Here is a 15667-nt window from a genome sequence, read left to right on the forward strand (position 1 = left end):
AAGACCCGGCGACACCCACGCCGCTCGACCGCGCGAACGACTGGGTTCGATGCGCCCATCGCGACCTCGTCCCTCGGTCGCGAGGCTTACTCAACCTGCCTTCGCCCACGGCGCGCGTTCGTTCCTCACGCGCACCTGCTCACGCATCGTCGGCGAGCATCTCGGGCGTCAGCGAGGACTCCGTGTCGGGGATGCCGAGCTCCTCGGCGCGCTTGTCCGCCATCGCGAGCAGCCGGCGGATCCGGCCGGCGATCGCGTCCTTGGTGAGGACCGGGTCGTGCAGCTGGCCGAGCTCCTCGAGCGACGCCTGCTTGTGCTCGAGCCGGAGCTCGCCGGCCATCCGCAGGTGGTCGGGGACCTCCTCGCCGAGGATCTCCATCGCGCGGTCGACGCGGGCACCGGCCGCCACGGCGGCACGCGCGGAACGGCGCAGGTTGGCGTCGTCGAAGTTCGCGAGCCGGTTGGCCGTCGCGCGGACCTCGCGGCGCATCCGGCGTTCTTCCCACGCCATCAGCGACTCGTGGGCGCCGAGCCGGGTCAGCAGCTGGCCGATCGCGTCACCGTCGCGGATCACGACCCGGTCGACGCCGCGGACCTCGCGGGCCTTGGCGTGGATGCCGAGCCGCCGGGCGACGCCGACGAGGGCGAGCGCGGCCTCAGGTCCGGGGCAGGTGACCTCGAGCGCCGAGGAGCGGCCGGGCTCGGTCAGCGAGCCGTGCGCGAGGAAGGCCCCGCGCCACGCGGCGACGGCGTCGCAGCCACCGCCGGACACGACCGCCGGCGGCAGGCCGCGCACCGGGCGGCCGCGCTGGTCGAGAAGCCCGGTCTGCCGGGCGAGCGCCTCGCCGTCCTTGACGACGCGGACGATGTAGCGGCTGCCCTTGCGGATCCCGTTGCCCTGCACCATCACGACGTCGGACTGGTGGCCGTAGACCTCCGCGATGTTCGTTCGCAGTCGCCGCGCCGCGGCGCCGGTGTCGAACTCCGCCTCGACGACGATCTTGCCGCTCACGATGTGCAGCCCGCCGGCGAACCGGAGCATCGTGGCGACCTCAGCCTTGCGGCAGCACGTCTTCGTGATCTGGGTGCTCGACAGCTCCGCCTTCACCTGTGCCGTCATCGCCATGGGGTGGATCCTTTCACGCTCGTCAACGCGACGGGGCCTGCTCGTCGCGATCAGCGGCGCCCATGATGCGGGAGTACGCCGCGGCGAGCTTCACCGGGTCGTGTCTCGGGGTTCCGTCGCCGCGTGCGACGTCCGCGACCACGAGCTCCGCGCCGAGTGCGGACGCGATCCGCTCGAGGTCCTCGAGGTCGTCGCGCACGCTGTCCGCGTCGGCGAGGACGGTGTGCACGCGCAGGTCCGGCGCGTGCTCGGCGAGCACCGCGAGGTGGTCGGCAGCGTCGAAGCCGGGGGTCTCCCCCGCCTGCTCGCCGAGGTTCAGGGTGACCACCACCCGGGCGTCGCTGGTGACGATCGCCTCGCGCAGCGCGGGGACCATCAGGTGCGGGATCACGGACGTGAACCACGACCCCGGACCGAGCACCAGCCAGTCGGCGACCTGGACGGCGTCGATCGCCTCCGGGCACGGCGCAGGCTCGGCCGGCTCGAGCGCGATCGAGGTGATGATGCCGTCGGTCGTGGCCACCTCGACCTGACCGCGCACCGAGGTCAGCGCATCGGGATCGGCCGGGTCGACGCCTCGCACCTGCGCGGTGATGTCGATCGGTGTGAGCGCCATGGGCAGCACCCGGCCGCTGGTGCCGAGCAGCCGCCCGACCCAGTCGAGTGCGGCCACCGGGTCTCCGAGCTGCTCCCAGAGCCCGACGATCAGCAGGTTCCCGATGGTGTGCCCGCGGATCTCGCCCTGCCCGGCGAACCGGTGCTGGAGCACCCGCGCCCAGGTGTCGCCCCACTGGTGGTCACCGCAGAGCGCGGCCAGCGCCATCCGCAGGTCGCCGGGAGGGAGCACGCCGAACTCCGAGCGCAGCCGCCCGGACGAGCCGCCGTTGTCGGCGACGGTGACGACCGCGGTCAGGTCGTCGACGACGAGGTCGTGGACGAGCTGCCTCAGCGCGCCCAGCGAGGCCGAGAGCCCGTGCCCGCCCCCGAAGGCGACCACCGACTGCGCGCGCTCACTCACGTCCCAGGTCCCGGTGGGCCGCCTTGACGTCGTACCCCGACGCGAGGAGCCGGCGGTTGATCTCCTCGGTCATCGCGACGCTGCGGTGCTTGCCGCCGGTGCACCCGACGGCGACGGTCATGAACCGCTTGCCCTCGCGGAGGTAGCCCTCCGCGACGCCCTCGAGCACCGGCACGTAGCCGTCGAGGAACTCCGCGGCGCCCATCTGCTCCATGACGTACTCCGCCACGTCCTTGTCGCGGCCGGTGTGCGGTCGCAGCTCGGGGATCCAGAACGGGTTGGGCAGGAAGCGCATGTCGGCGACGAAGTCGGCGTCGACCGGGATGCCGTACTTGAAGCCGAAGCTGCTCACGGTGATCTTCAGCCGCGTGGAGTCCGGCGTGCCGAACGCCTCCGCGATCTTCTCGGTCAGCTGGTGCACGTTGAGCCGCGACGTGTCGATGACCAGGTCGGCGTCGCTGCGCAGGTCGGCGAGCACCTCGCGCTCGCGGATCAGCCCGTCGAGCAGCCGCCCGCTGCCCTGCAGCGGGTGCGGCCGGCGCGCGGCGTCCTGGCGGCGGACCAGCACGTCGTCGGCGCAGTCGAGGAACAGCAGCGTCGCGTGCCGACCGGTCGCGCCCTGGGCCAGGTTGGCCTGGAGGGACTGGAAGAACGAGCCGGAGCGGACGTCGACGACGACCGCGATCGGCTGCTCGGTGCCGCGGCTCTCGTCGACCAGCTGGACGACCTCGCGCAGCAGGCTCGGCGGCAGGTTGTCGACCACGTAGAAGCCGAGGTCCTCCAGCTCCTTGGCCGCCGTGCTCCGACCGGCACCGGTCATGCCGGTGACGACCACGAGCTCGCCGTGACGCTCCCCACTCATGATTCCTCGATCTCGCCCGTGGCGGTGTTGATGCTGACGATGGCAGGCCCAGTCTTGTCCTTCTCGCCGGCGACCGCATCCTTGATGGCCGTCGCCGTCGCCGGGCCGATGCCCGGCACCTGCGCGAGCTCCTCGACGCTGGCCGCCCGGAGCTTCTTGAGCGAGCCGAAGTGCTTCAGCAGCGTCCTGCGGCGTACCTCGCCCAGGCCGGGGACGTCGTCGAGCAGGCTCTCCACCATCGTCTTCGACCGCCGGGAGCGGTGGTGGGTGATGGCGAAGCGGTGCGCCTCGTCGCGGATCCGCTGCAGCAGGTAGAGGCCCTCGCTCGAGCGGGCCAGGATGACCGGGTCCTCCTGGTCGGGGAGCCAGACCTCCTCCAGCCGCTTGGCCAGGCCGCACACCGGGATGTCGACGATCCCGAGCTCGGCGAGCGCGCGCTGCGCGGCCGCGACCTGGGGTGCGCCACCGTCGACGACGACGAGTCCGGGCGCGTAGGCGAACTTGCGCGGCCGGCCGGTCTCGGGGTCGACGAGCATCGGGCCGCTCTCGGTCACCACCGACTCGCTCGCGCCCTGCTCGTCGAGCAGGCGGCGGAACCGTCGGGTGATGACCTCGCGCATGGCCCGCACGTCGTCGGAGCCGTCCTGACCCTTGATCACGAACCGGCGGTACTCGCTCTTGCGCGCCAGCCCGTCCTCGAACACCACCATCGAGGCGACGATCTCGGAGCCCTGGAGGTGGGACACGTCGGCGCACTCGATGCGCAGCGGTACCTCGTCGAGACCGAGCGCCTCCTGGATCTCCTCGAGCGCCCGGTTGCGGGTGGTGAGGTCGCTGGCGCGCTTGGTCTTGTGGAGCATCAGCGCCTGCTTGGCGTTCTGCGCGACCGTCTCCTGCAGGGTGCGCTTGTCACCGCGCTGCGGGATCCGGATCGCGACCTTCGAGCCGCGCACGTCGCTGAGGAGGTGTTCGTACGTCGCGTGGTCGGGCGGCAGCGCCGGGACCAGGATCTCGCGCGGGATCTCGTCGGGCCCGGCGCCGGCGTACAGCTGGAGCAGGAAGTCGTCGACGAGCTGCGCGGTGTCGCCCTCGTCGACGCGGTCGGCGACCCAGCCGCGCTGGCCGCGGATCCGGCCGCCACGGACGTAGAAGATCTGCACCGCGACCTCGAGCGGGTCCTCGGCCAGCGCGATCACGTCGGCGTCGGTGCCGTCGCCGAGGACCACGGCCTGCTTCTCCAGCGCCTTGTTCAGCGCGCCGAGGTCGTCGCGCAGGCGTGCCGCCTTCTCGAAGTCGAGCGCCTCGGAGGCGGCGTACATCTCCTTCTCGACGCGGCGCACGAACGCCGTCGTCTGCCCCGCCATGAAGTCGCAGAAGTCGTCGACGATCGCGCGGTGCTCGTCGGCCGAGACCTTGCCGACGCACGGCGCGGAGCACTTGTCGATGTAGCCGAGCAGGCACGGCCGGCCGATCTGCGCCGACCGCTTGAACACGCCGTTGCTGCACGAGCGCATCGGGAAGACCCGCAGCAGCAGGTCGACGGTCTCGCGGATCGCCCAGGCGTGGCTGTACGGGCCGAAGTAGCGGGTGCCCTTGCGCTTGGCGCCGCGCCCGACCATCACCCGCGGGTACTCCTCGCCGACGGTCACCGCCAGCCACGGGTACGACTTGTCGTCGCGGTACTTCACGTTGAAGCGCGGGTCGTACTCCTTGATCCAGGAGTACTCCAGCTGCAGCGCCTCGACCTCGGTCTTCACGACCGTCCACTCGACACTGGCGGCGGTGGTCACCATCGTGGCGGTGCGCGCGTGCAGGTTGCCGAGGTCCTGGAAGTACGACGACAGCCGGGCGCGGAGGTTCTTCGCCTTGCCGACGTAGACGACCCGGCCCTTGGGGTCGCGGAACCGGTAGACACCCGGTTGGGTCGGGATCGACCCCGGTTCGGGCCGGTACGACGCGGGCGATGGCACGCCGCAACCCTACGGTCCGGCACCGACACCAGATCCACCCCCGGCATTGTTGAGTGTTCTACTCTACTTACATGCCTTGTCGTGACCCCTACGGCTACGCCCTCACCTGCAGCCCCGCGGCGGGCGCCGCCTACAACCGCGGCGTCACCGACCTGCTGCGGCTGCGGGCCGGGGCGGAGCAGGCCGTGGCCGCCTCGATCGCGCTCGACCCGACGTTCGCCCTCGGTCACGCGACCCTGGCGCTGCTCGGCCACGAGCTGTGCGCCGCCGTCGACGTGCAGGCGCGGCTGCGCGACGCACTGCTGCACGTGGTCCGGGCCACCGACCGCGAGCGCAGCCACGTCCTGGCCGTCGCCGCCCACCTGCGCGGGGACTCCGAACCGCTGGTGCGGCACCTCCACGAGTACCCGCGCGACGCGGTCCTGCTCTCGACCGCCGTCCCGACGATCGCGTTCGCCGGCGTGACCGAGGTGCCCGAGGAGGCCTGGGCGCTGGTCGAGCGGGCGATCCCGGCGTACGGCGACGACTGGTGGTTCACCGGCCTGCTCGCGTTCATCCGCCAGGAGCAGGGCCGCTTCGACGAGGCGATGGACCTCTCCTGCCGCTCCCTGGCCGAGGAGCCCGGCGCCGGGCACTCCGCGCACGCGCGGGCGCACGCGCACTACGAGACCGGCGACCACGAGGCCGGGCTCGCCTGGATGGACGGCTGGGTGACCGGCGACGGCGCCTCGATCGAGAGCCTCAGCCACTTCTCCTGGCACGCCGCGCTGCACGAGCTCTCGCTCGGCGACCTCGACGCCGTACGCCGGCGGTACGACGCACAGCTGCGCCCCGAGCACGGGCTCGGCTGCCGGGCCCTGGTCGACAGCGGCTCACTGCTGTTCCGATGGGCGATCACCCCGGATGCGAGCGCCGTACCGCCGATGGACGGCGTCGCCGACCTCGCCGGCCGGGACACCCTCGAGCGGCCGGCCACGCCGTTCCTCGCCCTCCACGCCGCGATCGCGCTGCTCGCCACCGACGACCGGATCGGCCTCGGCCGGCTCGAGGCCTGGGCCGCCGTGCACCCCCACCCCACCCAGCGCGAGGTCGTCGCTCCCCTGGCCTCGGCCCTCCGCCTGATGGCGACCGGCCGATGTACGGCGGCGGCCGACGCGCTCGCGGCCCTGCAGCCGCAGGTGCGACGTCTCGGCGGCTCCGACGCCCAGCGCGAGATCGTCGAGGAGGCCCGGATCGCGGCGCTGCTGCGGGCGGACCGGCTCGACGAGGCCCGCGTCGTGCTGGACGCGCGGATCGACCGGCGTCGCTCGCCGCGCGACGAGCGCTGGCGTCAGGAGTGCCGGCCCGCCGCGCGGGTCACCTGACCGTCGGTCGCCTCCACCGCGACCGACCGGAGCGCCTGGCTCGCCGGACCGGCGAGCACCGCTCCGTCCTCGATCGAGAACCGGCTGCCGTGGCACGGGCAGCCGATCGCACCGCCCGACACCTGGGACACCACGCACCCCCGGTGGGTGCAGATCGCCGAGAACGCGCGGAACACGCCCTTCGACGGCTGGGTCACCACGAGCTCACCGTCGGTGAGCACCCGGCCACCCCCGACCGGCACATCGGACACCGGGACCAGCGACTCGACCGCCCGCTCGGACGGCGTGGGCTCGGGCGCCGACGACGACGTCGCGGGGTCGCTGGGCTCGGGCGTGCTGCTCGCGGTCGGGGTCGGAGCCGTCACCGACGGCTCGCTCCCACCGCCGCACGCCGCGAGCAACGGCACGCCGGCGGCACCGGCGAGCGTCGCTCTCCTGCTGGTCCGGGCAGCCATCGCGTCAGGCGATCGAGATGTCGTCGCCCTCGACGCTGACGTCGACGCTCGAGAGCGCCGACGGCGCCGGGCCGCCGAGCACGGAGCCGTCCTCGATCGAGAACGAGCTCCCGTGGCAGGTGCAGTTGATCGCGCCGTCCTTCACGTTCGACACCAGGCAGCCCTGGTGGGTGCACACGGCCGAGAAGCACTTGAAGTCACCCTCGGTCGGCTGCGTCACCACGACGCTCTGGTCGGCGAAGATCTCGCCGCCGCCGACCGGGATGTCCGACGTCGACGCCAGCACCTCCCCGGGCGTCGTGGCACTTCCCGGATCCTTCGCCGTGGTCTCCTCGCTGCCCCCGCACGCGGCGAGCAGCGGCAGCGCCACGCCCGCGGTCGCGGCGCCCGACAGCGCATTCCTCCTGGTGATGCCCTCGCGGCTCACAGTGTTCCTCTCGACGGATCTCGTAGAACGTTCACCCTACAAACGGACGAACGGGCTCCGAGGTTCGGATCGATGAGAGTTCGCTGTGAATCAGCGGGTGGCGGCCTTCTTCGTGGTCTTCTTGGCCGGCGCCTTCTTCGTGGCCTTCTTGGCCGCGCTCGTGGTGGCCGCGGTCTTGGTGGCCACCGCCTTCTTCGCGGGCGCCTTCTTCGCGGGAGCCTTCTTCGTGGCGGCCTTCTTGGACGGAGCCGTGGACGCTGCCCTGGGTGCCGACTTCGCGACGGACTGGCGAGCGGCCCGTCCTTCGAGCAGCGGCGCGAGGAACTCGCCGGTGTAGCTGCCAGGGGTGGCCGCGACCGTCTCGGGCGTGCCCTCCGCGACCACCATGCCGCCGCGCGAGCCACCCTCGGGACCCATGTCGACGAGCCAGTCGGCGGTCTTGATGACGTCGAGGTTGTGCTCGATCACCAGCACCGTGTTGCCCTGGTCGACCAGGCGGCCGAGCACGAGCAGCAGCTTGCGGATGTCCTCGAAGTGCAGGCCGGTGGTCGGCTCGTCGAGCACGTACACCGTGCGCCCGGTCGACCGCTTCTGCAGCTCCGACGAGAGCTTCACGCGCTGCGCCTCGCCACCCGAGAGCGTGGTCGCGGGCTGGCCCAGCCGTACGTAGCCGAGGCCGACCTCGACCAGGGTCTTCATGTGCCGCGCGATCGCCGGGACGGCCGCGAAGAACTCGGCGGCCTCCTCGATCGGCATGTCCAGGACCTCGGCGATGGTCTTGCCCTTGTAGTGGACCTCGAGCGTCTCGCGGTTGTAGCGCGCCCCGTGGCAGACCTCGCACGGGACGTAGACGTCCGGGAGGAAGTTCATCTCGATCTTGATCGTGCCGTCGCCGGAGCACGCCTCGCAGCGACCACCCTTCACGTTGAAGGAGAACCGGCCCTGCAGGTAGCCGCGCATCTTCGCCTCGGGCGTCGAGGCGAAGAGCTTGCGGATGTGGTCGAAGACGCCGGTGTACGTCGCTGGGTTCGACCGCGGGGTGCGCCCGATCGGCGACTGGTCGACGTGGATGACCTTGTCGACGTGCTCGAGACCGGAGATCTTCTGGTGCCGACCCGGGACCGCGCGGGCGTTGTAGATCTGCTTGGCAAGCGAGGTGTAGAGGATGTCGTTGACGAGCGTGGACTTGCCGGAGCCGGAGACACCGGTGACCGCGACGAACATGCCCAGCGGGAACGAGACGTCGACGTTCTTCAGGTTGTTCTCGCGGGCGCCGTGCACGGTGAGCTCGCGGCCCTTGGTGCGCGGGCGGCGGATCTCGGGAACCGCGATCTCGCGACGGCCCGAGAGGTACTGCCCGGTCATCGAGTCCGCGTGCGTCAGCAGGCCCTCGACGCTGCCGCTGTGGACGACCTGGCCGCCGTGCTCGCCGGCGCCCGGGCCGATGTCGACCACCCAGTCGGCGACCCTGATGGTGTCCTCGTCGTGCTCGACGACGATGAGGGTGTTGCCGAGGTCCTTGAGCCGGACCAGGGTCTCGATCAGCCGGTGGTTGTCACGCTGGTGCAGGCCGATGGACGGCTCGTCGAGCACGTAGAGGACGCCGACCAGGCCGGCGCCGATCTGCGTCGCCAGCCGGATCCGCTGCGCCTCTCCCCCGGACAGCGACCCGGAGGGCCGGTCCAGCGAGAGGTAGTCGAGGCCGACGTCGAGCAGGAAGTTCAGCCGCTCCTGGATCTCCTTGAGCACGCGCTCACCGATCTGCCGCTCGCGCGCGGTGAGGTCGAGGGTGCGGAGGTAGTCGGCGGTCTCGTTGATGGGCATCGCGCAGACCTCGGCGATGTTCTTGCCGCCGTCCTGCAGGGACGCTCCGAGGGTCACCGACATCGAGACCGGCTTGAGCCGGCTGCCGCCGCACGCCGGGCACGGGACCTCGCGCATGAAGCCCTCGAACCGCTCCCGGCTGGTGTCGGACTCGGCCTCGTTGTGCCGCCGCTCGATGTAGGAGCCGACGCCCTCGAACTCGGCGTAGTAGGCGCGCTGGCGGCCGTACCGGTTGCGGGTGACGACGTGCACCTTCGTCGGGTGCCCGTGGAGGATCGCCTTCTGCCCCTTGGCCGGCAGGTCCTCCCACGGCGTGTTCAGGTCGAAGCCGAGCTCGTCGCCGAGCGCGCCCATCAGGCGCAGGAAGTAGTCGGCGACGTGCGCCTGGCTCCACGGCTGGATCGCGCCCTCGCCGAGCGTCGCCTGCGGGTTCGGCACCACGAGCTCGGGGTCCACCTCGAGGCGGGTGCCGAGGCCGTGACAGGTCGGGCACGCACCGAAGGGCGAGTTGAACGAGAACGAGCGCGGCTCGAGCTCGTCGGTGTCGATGGTGTGCTCATTGGGGCACGCCATCTTCTCGCTGAACTTCATCTCGCGGCCCGGGTCCTTGGCGTCCAGGTCCACGAAGTCGAAGAGCACCAGGCCGCCGGCGAGCTGCAGGGCGGTCTCGACCGAGTCGGTGAGCCGGCGCTTCGACGACTCCTTGACCGCGAGCCGGTCGACGACGACCTCGATCGTGTGCTTCTTCTGCTTGTCGAGCTTGGGCGGCTCGTCGAGCGAGTAGGTCTCGCCGTTCACGCGGGCGCGGGAGAAGCCCTGCGTCTGGAGCTGCTTGAAGAGCTCGACGTACTCGCCCTTGCGGCCGCGGATCACCGGCGCCAGCACCTGGAAGCGCCGGCCCTCCTCGAGGGAGAGGATCTTGTCGACGATCTGCTGCGGCGTCTGCCGCTCGATCGGCGCGCCGCACGTCGGGCAGTGCGGGCGCCCGGCGCGCGCGTAGAGCAGGCGGAGGTAGTCGTAGACCTCGGTGATGGTGCCGACCGTCGAGCGCGGGTTCTTCGAGGTGGACTTCTGGTCGATCGAGACCGCGGGCGACAGGCCCTCGATGAAGTCGACGTCCGGCTTGTCCATCTGGCCGAGGAACTGGCGGGCGTACGCCGACAGCGACTCGACGTACCGGCGCTGGCCCTCGGCGAAGATCGTGTCGAACGCCAGCGAGGACTTGCCGGAGCCCGAGAGGCCGGTGAACACGATCAGGGAGTCCCGTGGAAGGTCCAGCGACACGTCCTTGAGGTTGTGCTCCCGAGCGCCCCGGATGATGAGCTGGTCCGCCACTGATTCCCCTCGCTTCGAACAGGTGTTCGTCATCGTACGCGGTCAGACAAGGCCGCCTCGGCTCCGTACCCGGCCGCGCCGCCCACGATCTCACGCGCCACCGACAGCCGGAATTCGAGCGTCCGTCGGGCAGGATGGGCCCATGGCCGAGACGCCCCAGGACCCGCTGCCCGACGCCACGCGCCGGTTGATCCGCACCGCGGACGCCCTGGCCGAGACGGCGTACGCCGAGCCGAGCGGGCTGCCCGGTTGGAGCCGGGCGCACGTGCTCGCCCACCTGACGCTGAACGCCGAGGGGCTCGCCGGCGCCCTCAACGGGCTCGGCGGCGAGGCCACCACGATGTACACGTCCGAGGAGGCACGGGACGCCGACATCGCCACCCTGGCCGGCCAGGACCCCGCGGTCGTGCGTGACCGGCTCCTCGCCGCGTGCACCGCCTTCGGCGACGCCCTCGCGGCGGTGCCCGCGGACGCGTGGGACGCCGAGATCGAGCGCACCCCGGGAGGCCGCCGCTTCCCGGCCGCGATGGTGCCCACCATGCGGCTGCGCGAGGTGGAGATCCACCACGCCGACCTCGACGCCGGCTACACCCGGGCCGACTGGAGTCCCGAGTTCAGCGTCTCGCTCCTCGACGCCGCGGTCGAGCGGCCGGGGCAGCCCGCCTTCGTGGCCGAACCGACCGACCTCGACCGCCGCTGGGAGGCCGGTACCGGTGGCCCGACCGTGACCGGCGCGGTCGCCGACCTCGGCTGGTGGGTCACCGGCCGCGGCGGCGGGAGTGGACTGAGCAGCAACGACGGCGCCGTACCGACGATCGGAGCGATCTGATGACCTACACCGGAGCGGTCTCCCCCGGAGGCCCCGCGGACGTGCGCGAGCTCGCGCACCTGACGATCACCAAGGTGGCCGTCGACGAGAAGATGTCCAACAACTGCTACCTCCTGCACTGCCGCGACACCGGCGAGCAGGTGCTGATCGACGCCGCCGACGCGTCCGCGACGCTGCTGCCCCTGATCGGCGACGCCGGGCTCACCTCGGTGATCACGACCCACCAGCACTGGGACCACCACCGCGCGCTCGCCGACGTGGTCGCCGCGACCGGCGCCTCGGTCGTCGCCGGCGTACCTGATGCCGCGGCGATCACCGAGCAGACGGGCGTGCCCGTCACGCACCCGCTCGGCGCCGGCGACACGGTGTCGGTGGGGTCCTGCACGCTCGAGGTGATCCCGATCGCCGGGCACACCCCGGGCTCGATCGCGCTCCTGTACGACGACCCCGACGGCCACCCGCACCTGTGGACCGGCGACTCGCTGTTCCCCGGAGGCGTCGGCAACACGTTCGGCGACGCCGCGGCCTTCGCGCAGCTCATCGACGAGGTCGAGACGAAGATCTTCGGCCGGCTCCCCGACGACACCTGGTTCTACCCCGGCCACGGCAACGACTCGACGCTCGGCGCCGAGCGCGCGTCGCTGGGCGAGTGGCGGGCGCGGGGCTGGTAGCCCGCGCGATCACGACGCGGAATGGTCACCAACCGCACGATTTCGGGCCCAGAACGCGCGGTTTGTGACCATTCCGCGACTCCACGGCTCACCCAAGCGCCAGGATGAGGCATGGTGACGAGCACCGAGCAGGAACGCGAGGACGGCCGCGCGCGGCGGTCGACGATCCCCCGGAGCGCGCACCGCGACTGGCGACCGACGGCGGACCGACCGGACCCCGTGGAGGTCCTGCAGGCCGCCAACGCCGACCGGCTGCCCGACCTGGTCCCGATCCGGTTCGGGCGGATGGCCGCCAGCCCGTTCGCCTTCCTGCGGGGCTCGGCGTCGGTGATGGCGGCCGACCTGGGCGCCGTCCCCACGACCGGCCTCCGGGTCCAGGCGTCGGGCGACTGCCACCTGATGAACTTCGGGCTGTTCGCCACCCCGGAGCGGCACGTGGTGTTCGGCCTCAACGACTTCGACGAGACGATGCCCGGGCCGTGGGAGTGGGACGTCAAGCGGTTGGCGGCGAGCTTCATGGTCGCCTCCCAGGACGTGCGGCTCTCCGACGAGCAGGCCCGGGAGATCGCGGTCACGTCGGTCCGCTCCTACCGCGAGCGGATCAGGGAGATGGCGGCGATGTCGCCTCTCGAGGTCTGGTACGACCGCCTGGACCTGGAGAAGGGGATCGAGGAGGCGCCCGACAAGGCCGCCCGTGAGGCGCGGACGACGCTGCTGAAGAAGGCGCGCCGGCGGGTCGCGGAGGACCTGTACCCCAAGCTCATCCGGGACGCCGGCGGCGGGCGCGGGATCAAGGACCAGCCGCCGCTGATCTTCCACCTCGACGACGTCACGCCGGCCTCCGTCGTCCCGTTCGTCGAGTCCTACCGGTCGTCGCTGGACGACGATCGGCGCGTCCTCTTCGACCGGTTCGAGGTCGAGGACGTCGCCATCAAGGTCGTCGGCGTCGGCAGCGTCGGCACCCGGTGCTTCGTCGTCCTGCTGCGCGACCACGCGGACCGGCCGCTGCTCCTGCAGGTCAAGGAGGCCAGCGACTCCGTCCTCGCGCCGTACGTCGGCGGCGAGCCGGACGAGCCGGTCAACAACGGTCACCGGGTCGTGGTCGGTCAGCGGTTGATGCAGCCGGCCAGCGACCTCTTCCTCGGCTGGGGCACGGCCCCGACCGGACGGCACTTCTACATCCGCCAGCTGCGCGACATGAAGCTGTCGGTCACGCTCACCGGCGACGTCGGCCGGATGACCCGCTACGCCGAGTTCTGCGGCAAGGCGCTCGCCCGGGCACACGCCAACAGTGGCTCCGCGACCGCGATCTCCGCCTACCTCGGGTCGAGCGGCAGGTTCGACGACGCGATCGGCGAGTTCGCAGCCCGGTACGCCGTCCAGACGGTGGAGGACCACCGGGCGCTGGTCGCCGCGATCCAGGACGGCCGGGTCGAGGCGATCTTCGAGACCGACTGAACCCCTGGAGACGAGTGTCGGCCCGCCCCGGCAGAACGGTGGCGGGCCAACTCGAACGGGTCAGGCGACGGCCGGCCAGTCGCCCCCTCCCTCGGGCTTCTTGGGCTCGGCACGCTCATCGGGTGCGGTCTCGGCGTCCTCGGCGCGCGTCCGCGCGGCCTCGCGCAGCGCCTCGTCCGCCGAGAAAGGGCCGAAGCCGGGATCGGCGATCGGCGGCAGCGCGTCGAAGCCCGCCAGCTCCTCGTCGGGTTGCGTCGTCCAGTCGTCGAGGCCGTCGAACATCAGGTCCTCGAACGCGGGTACGGCGTCGAGGTCGACCAGCTCGTCGAGCGGCATGCCCGCGGGAAGCTCCACGTTGGCGAGGTCGGCGAAGACGCTGATCGAGGTCCACTCGGGCGTGGTGCCGGCGTCGAGGTGGTCGAGCAACGAGTCCTCCGAGAGCCCGGCGTCGAGGACCGTCACCAGTCGGGCGGCGCCGTGCGCATCGATCCAGCGCCACATGGTGCGGGCACTGATGCGGTGCCGCTCGGCCCGGCGCATCGCGCGTTCGACGGCGTCAGCGGGCACGCCGTCGGCGCGCAGGAGCTTCTCGACGTCGAGCAGGTTGACCAGCTCCGGGTTGCGGAAGACCCGGCGGAACCGGCGGTCGTCGTCGCGCGCCGAGGGTCGCGTGGCCACGATGGCCACGGCCCACCCCAGGAGGGCCATGCTGATCACGCACAATCCGAGAATCATCGCTCCGCCTTCTGTCCGACCCGCTGCGGTCGGTGATGGGGGACCTGAGTGGTCGCCGGCAGGCACGACTCTCGTGCAACGTGGTTGCGCGGGACCCTCCCCGCCGGCGCTCTCCCCAACCATGGTGACGCAAAAACATGCGCTGGTCTGGACCAGAGGGCTCTTTAGTTCGAAAAGGCGCTGTGCTGCGGAATCAGTGGTACGTCACCTTGACCACGTCCGTGACCGGCACCGACTGGCACCCGAGACGGATGCCTTCCTCGATGTCGTCGGCATCGAGGACGTCGTTGTGGAGCATCTTGACCTCGCCCTCGAGCAGCCGGATCGCGCAGGCCGAGCACTCCCCCTCACGGCAGGAGTACGGCGCCTTCACGCCCTTCGACTCGAGGTGGTCGAGCATCTTCGTGCCGGGCGCCCAGTCGTCGAAGGCGTAGTTCTCCCCGTCGAGCTCGACCTCGAGCCGCACGGGTCCCTGCGGGCCGGGCTCGTCCGCGCCCGGGACGTCGACGTCCTCGAGGTCGCGCTCCGCGTCCTCGATCTCGTGCTCCGCCACCTCCTGGTCGTGCAGGTCGCCGAACGGGTTGCCGCCCAGGGAGACGAACTTCTCCTGGTGGCGCCGCTCGCGCGGGAACTCCAGCTCCTTGAGCGCGGAGATCGTCATCTTCATGAACGGCGCCGGTCCGCAGACGAAGGCGTCGTACGACACGTAGCCGGAGGCGAACGCCCGCAGCTGCTCCTGGCTGGGCAGGCCCTGGACGGACTCGAGCCAGTGCACGACGACGAGGCGGTCGGGGTGCTCGGCCGACAGCCGGGTCAGCTCGCCGGCGAAGATCACGGACTTCTCGTCGCGGTTCGCGTAGAACAGCACGATCCGGCCGGTGCCCTGCTGGAGCGCCGTACGCGTGATCGAGATGATCGGGGTGATACCGCTTCCGCCGGCGAACAGCAGCAGGTCCGCGCTCAGCGACGCCGGGGTGAAGATGCCGCTCGGCGGCAGGACCCGCACCGAGTCGCCCTCGCGGACGTTGTCGCACACCCAGTTCGAGGCGTAGCCCTCGGCGGTCCGCTTCACCGTGATCGTGAGCGGTCCCCCGCCGACCGGGCTGCTGGACAGCGAGTAGCACCGCGCCGCCACGCCCGTCTGGTCGGACGGCACGGCGAGCGTCAGGAACTGCCCGGGCTTGTACGCGAACTGCTCCTCGGCGCCGGCCGGCACCTCGAACGAGATCGAGTGCGCGTCCGCGGTCTCCTCGACCACGTCCACGACCTTCAGCTCATAGCTGTCGTCGGCCATCTGTTCAGTAACCGTCCTCGGCTCCGATGGACACCTGGCCCTCGCGTACGGCGCTCTCGATGCTCGCCATCAGCCGCGGGCAGGCCGGGTGACCCTCGCGCCCGCTGCTGCGGCGGCCGAGCTCCGGGCACGCCTGCCGGGCCTCGCCGGTCCACTGGATCGACGTGTGGTGCTCGCTGTTCTTCTTGACGCCGACCTTGGCCAGGCAGTCCAGGCAGGCCACCTCGACCAGCCGCGCACTGGTGTACAGCCGCTGGTCCTCGAGGGTGTCGGCGCTGGTCGGGACGAACGAGGCCATG

Annotated in this window: 14 protein-coding genes; 4 read left to right on the forward strand and 10 right to left on the reverse strand. The window is 71.5% G+C overall.

The genetic code is table 11. The features are described 5' to 3' along the window. Nucleotides 1–139: 139 nt before the first annotated feature. From whiA to uvrC, 4 genes are read right to left on the reverse strand one after another with little or no spacing between them, the layout of a single operon-like run. On the reverse strand, nt 140–1126 hold the full coding sequence (gene whiA, locus MJ604_RS07845) for a DNA-binding protein WhiA (RefSeq protein WP_243057761.1): 987 nt from the start codon (nt 1124–1126) through the stop codon (nt 140–142). A gap of 22 nt (nt 1127–1148) precedes the next feature. Continuing rightward, nucleotides 1149–2144 (reverse strand): uridine diphosphate-N-acetylglucosamine-binding protein YvcK, encoded by a 996-nt coding sequence (gene yvcK / locus MJ604_RS07850; RefSeq protein ID WP_243057762.1) that lies wholly within the window; start codon nt 2142–2144, stop codon nt 1149–1151. Further along, the gene (rapZ, locus tag MJ604_RS07855; protein WP_243057763.1) at nt 2137–3006 is read right to left on the reverse strand and encodes an RNase adapter RapZ; all 870 of its coding nucleotides are present in this window, start codon (nt 3004–3006) and stop codon (nt 2137–2139) included. The genes yvcK and rapZ overlap by 8 nt, the downstream gene beginning before the upstream one ends. After that, nucleotides 3003–4976 (reverse strand): excinuclease ABC subunit UvrC, encoded by a 1974-nt coding sequence (gene uvrC / locus MJ604_RS07860; RefSeq protein ID WP_243057764.1) that lies wholly within the window; start codon nt 4974–4976, stop codon nt 3003–3005. The genes rapZ and uvrC overlap by 4 nt, the downstream gene beginning before the upstream one ends. A gap of 71 nt (nt 4977–5047) precedes the next feature. Between uvrC and MJ604_RS07865 the strand changes: the two genes are divergently transcribed. Next, nucleotides 5048–6340, forward strand: coding sequence for a pyridine nucleotide-disulfide oxidoreductase (locus tag MJ604_RS07865; protein WP_243057765.1), 1293 nt, complete (start codon nt 5048–5050; stop codon nt 6338–6340). Here the strand turns inward: MJ604_RS07865 and MJ604_RS07870 are convergent. The 3 genes from MJ604_RS07870 to uvrA all read right to left on the reverse strand — a co-directional run bounded on the left by MJ604_RS07870 (nt 6307) and on the right by uvrA (nt 10381). Beyond that, nucleotides 6307–6795 carry a Rieske (2Fe-2S) protein gene (locus MJ604_RS07870; RefSeq protein ID WP_243057766.1) on the reverse strand — a complete coding sequence of 163 codons (489 nt, stop codon included), beginning with the start codon at nt 6793–6795 and terminating at the stop codon, nt 6307–6309. The two genes, MJ604_RS07865 and MJ604_RS07870, sit on opposite strands and share 34 nt — an antisense overlap. 4 nt (nt 6796–6799) lie before the next feature. Continuing rightward, entirely contained in the window at nt 6800–7222 is a 423-nt protein-coding gene (locus MJ604_RS07875) for a Rieske (2Fe-2S) protein (RefSeq protein WP_243057767.1), read from the reverse strand. 90 nt (nt 7223–7312) lie between these two features. After that, nucleotides 7313–10381: an excinuclease ABC subunit UvrA gene (gene uvrA / locus MJ604_RS07880; protein ID WP_243057768.1), complete on the reverse strand. Its 3069-nt coding sequence runs from the start codon at nt 10379–10381 to the stop codon at nt 7313–7315. Between the two features lie 142 nt (nt 10382–10523). Between uvrA and MJ604_RS07885 the strand changes: the two genes are divergently transcribed. The 3 genes from MJ604_RS07885 (at nt 10524) to MJ604_RS07895 (ending at nt 13339) form a co-directional block, all read left to right on the forward strand. Beyond that, a complete protein-coding gene (locus MJ604_RS07885; RefSeq protein ID WP_243057769.1) occupies nt 10524–11210 on the forward strand; it encodes a maleylpyruvate isomerase family mycothiol-dependent enzyme in 687 nt (228 codons plus the stop codon). Beyond that, the gene (locus tag MJ604_RS07890) at nt 11210–11881 is read left to right on the forward strand and encodes an MBL fold metallo-hydrolase (RefSeq protein ID WP_243057770.1); all 672 of its coding nucleotides are present in this window, start codon (nt 11210–11212) and stop codon (nt 11879–11881) included. Before MJ604_RS07885 ends, MJ604_RS07890 begins: the two co-directional genes overlap by 1 nt. 111 nt (nt 11882–11992) lie before the next feature. Then, nucleotides 11993–13339, forward strand: coding sequence for a DUF2252 domain-containing protein (locus tag MJ604_RS07895; RefSeq protein WP_243057771.1), 1347 nt, complete (start codon nt 11993–11995; stop codon nt 13337–13339). A 60-nt stretch (nt 13340–13399) separates the two neighbouring features. On the opposite strand, the gene MJ604_RS07900 is transcribed toward MJ604_RS07895, so the two are convergent. The 3 genes from MJ604_RS07900 to MJ604_RS07910 all read right to left on the reverse strand — a co-directional run bounded on the left by MJ604_RS07900 (nt 13400) and on the right by MJ604_RS07910 (nt 15666). After that, a complete protein-coding gene (locus MJ604_RS07900) occupies nt 13400–14047 on the reverse strand; it encodes a hypothetical protein (protein ID WP_243057772.1) in 648 nt (215 codons plus the stop codon). Between the two features lie 220 nt (nt 14048–14267). Continuing rightward, a complete protein-coding gene (locus tag MJ604_RS07905) occupies nt 14268–15368 on the reverse strand; it encodes a 2Fe-2S iron-sulfur cluster-binding protein (RefSeq protein ID WP_243057773.1) in 1101 nt (366 codons plus the stop codon). Between the two features lie 4 nt (nt 15369–15372). Then, the gene (locus MJ604_RS07910) at nt 15373–15666 is read right to left on the reverse strand and encodes a hypothetical protein (protein ID WP_243057774.1); all 294 of its coding nucleotides are present in this window, start codon (nt 15664–15666) and stop codon (nt 15373–15375) included. Nucleotide 15667 lies beyond the last annotated feature (1 nt).

Origin of the sequence: Nocardioides sp. SR21 (assembly GCF_022761125.1) — a bacterium.
In the GTDB taxonomy this organism is placed as follows: domain Bacteria; phylum Actinomycetota; class Actinomycetes; order Propionibacteriales; family Nocardioidaceae; genus Nocardioides.

Excerpts from the sequence above, each read along its gene's own strand:
- whiA (WP_243057761.1), bottom strand. The coding sequence starts at position 1,126 with ATGGCGATGACGGCACAGGTGAAGGCGGAGCTGTCGAGCACCCAGATC.
- rapZ (WP_243057763.1), bottom strand. The coding sequence starts at position 3,006 with ATGAGTGGGGAGCGTCACGGCGAGCTCGTGGTCGTCACCGGCATGACC.
- MJ604_RS07865 (WP_243057765.1), top strand. The coding sequence starts at position 5,048 with ATGCCTTGTCGTGACCCCTACGGCTACGCCCTCACCTGCAGCCCCGCG.
- MJ604_RS07870 (WP_243057766.1), bottom strand. The coding sequence starts at position 6,795 with ATGGCTGCCCGGACCAGCAGGAGAGCGACGCTCGCCGGTGCCGCCGGC.
- MJ604_RS07885 (WP_243057769.1), top strand. The coding sequence starts at position 10,524 with ATGGCCGAGACGCCCCAGGACCCGCTGCCCGACGCCACGCGCCGGTTG.
- MJ604_RS07890 (WP_243057770.1), top strand. The coding sequence starts at position 11,210 with ATGACCTACACCGGAGCGGTCTCCCCCGGAGGCCCCGCGGACGTGCGC.
- MJ604_RS07895 (WP_243057771.1), top strand. The coding sequence starts at position 11,993 with ATGGTGACGAGCACCGAGCAGGAACGCGAGGACGGCCGCGCGCGGCGG.
- MJ604_RS07900 (WP_243057772.1), bottom strand. The coding sequence starts at position 14,047 with ATGGCCCTCCTGGGGTGGGCCGTGGCCATCGTGGCCACGCGACCCTCG.
- MJ604_RS07905 (WP_243057773.1), bottom strand. The coding sequence starts at position 15,368 with ATGGCCGACGACAGCTATGAGCTGAAGGTCGTGGACGTGGTCGAGGAG.
- MJ604_RS07910 (WP_243057774.1), bottom strand. The coding sequence starts at position 15,666 with ATGGCCTCGTTCGTCCCGACCAGCGCCGACACCCTCGAGGACCAGCGG.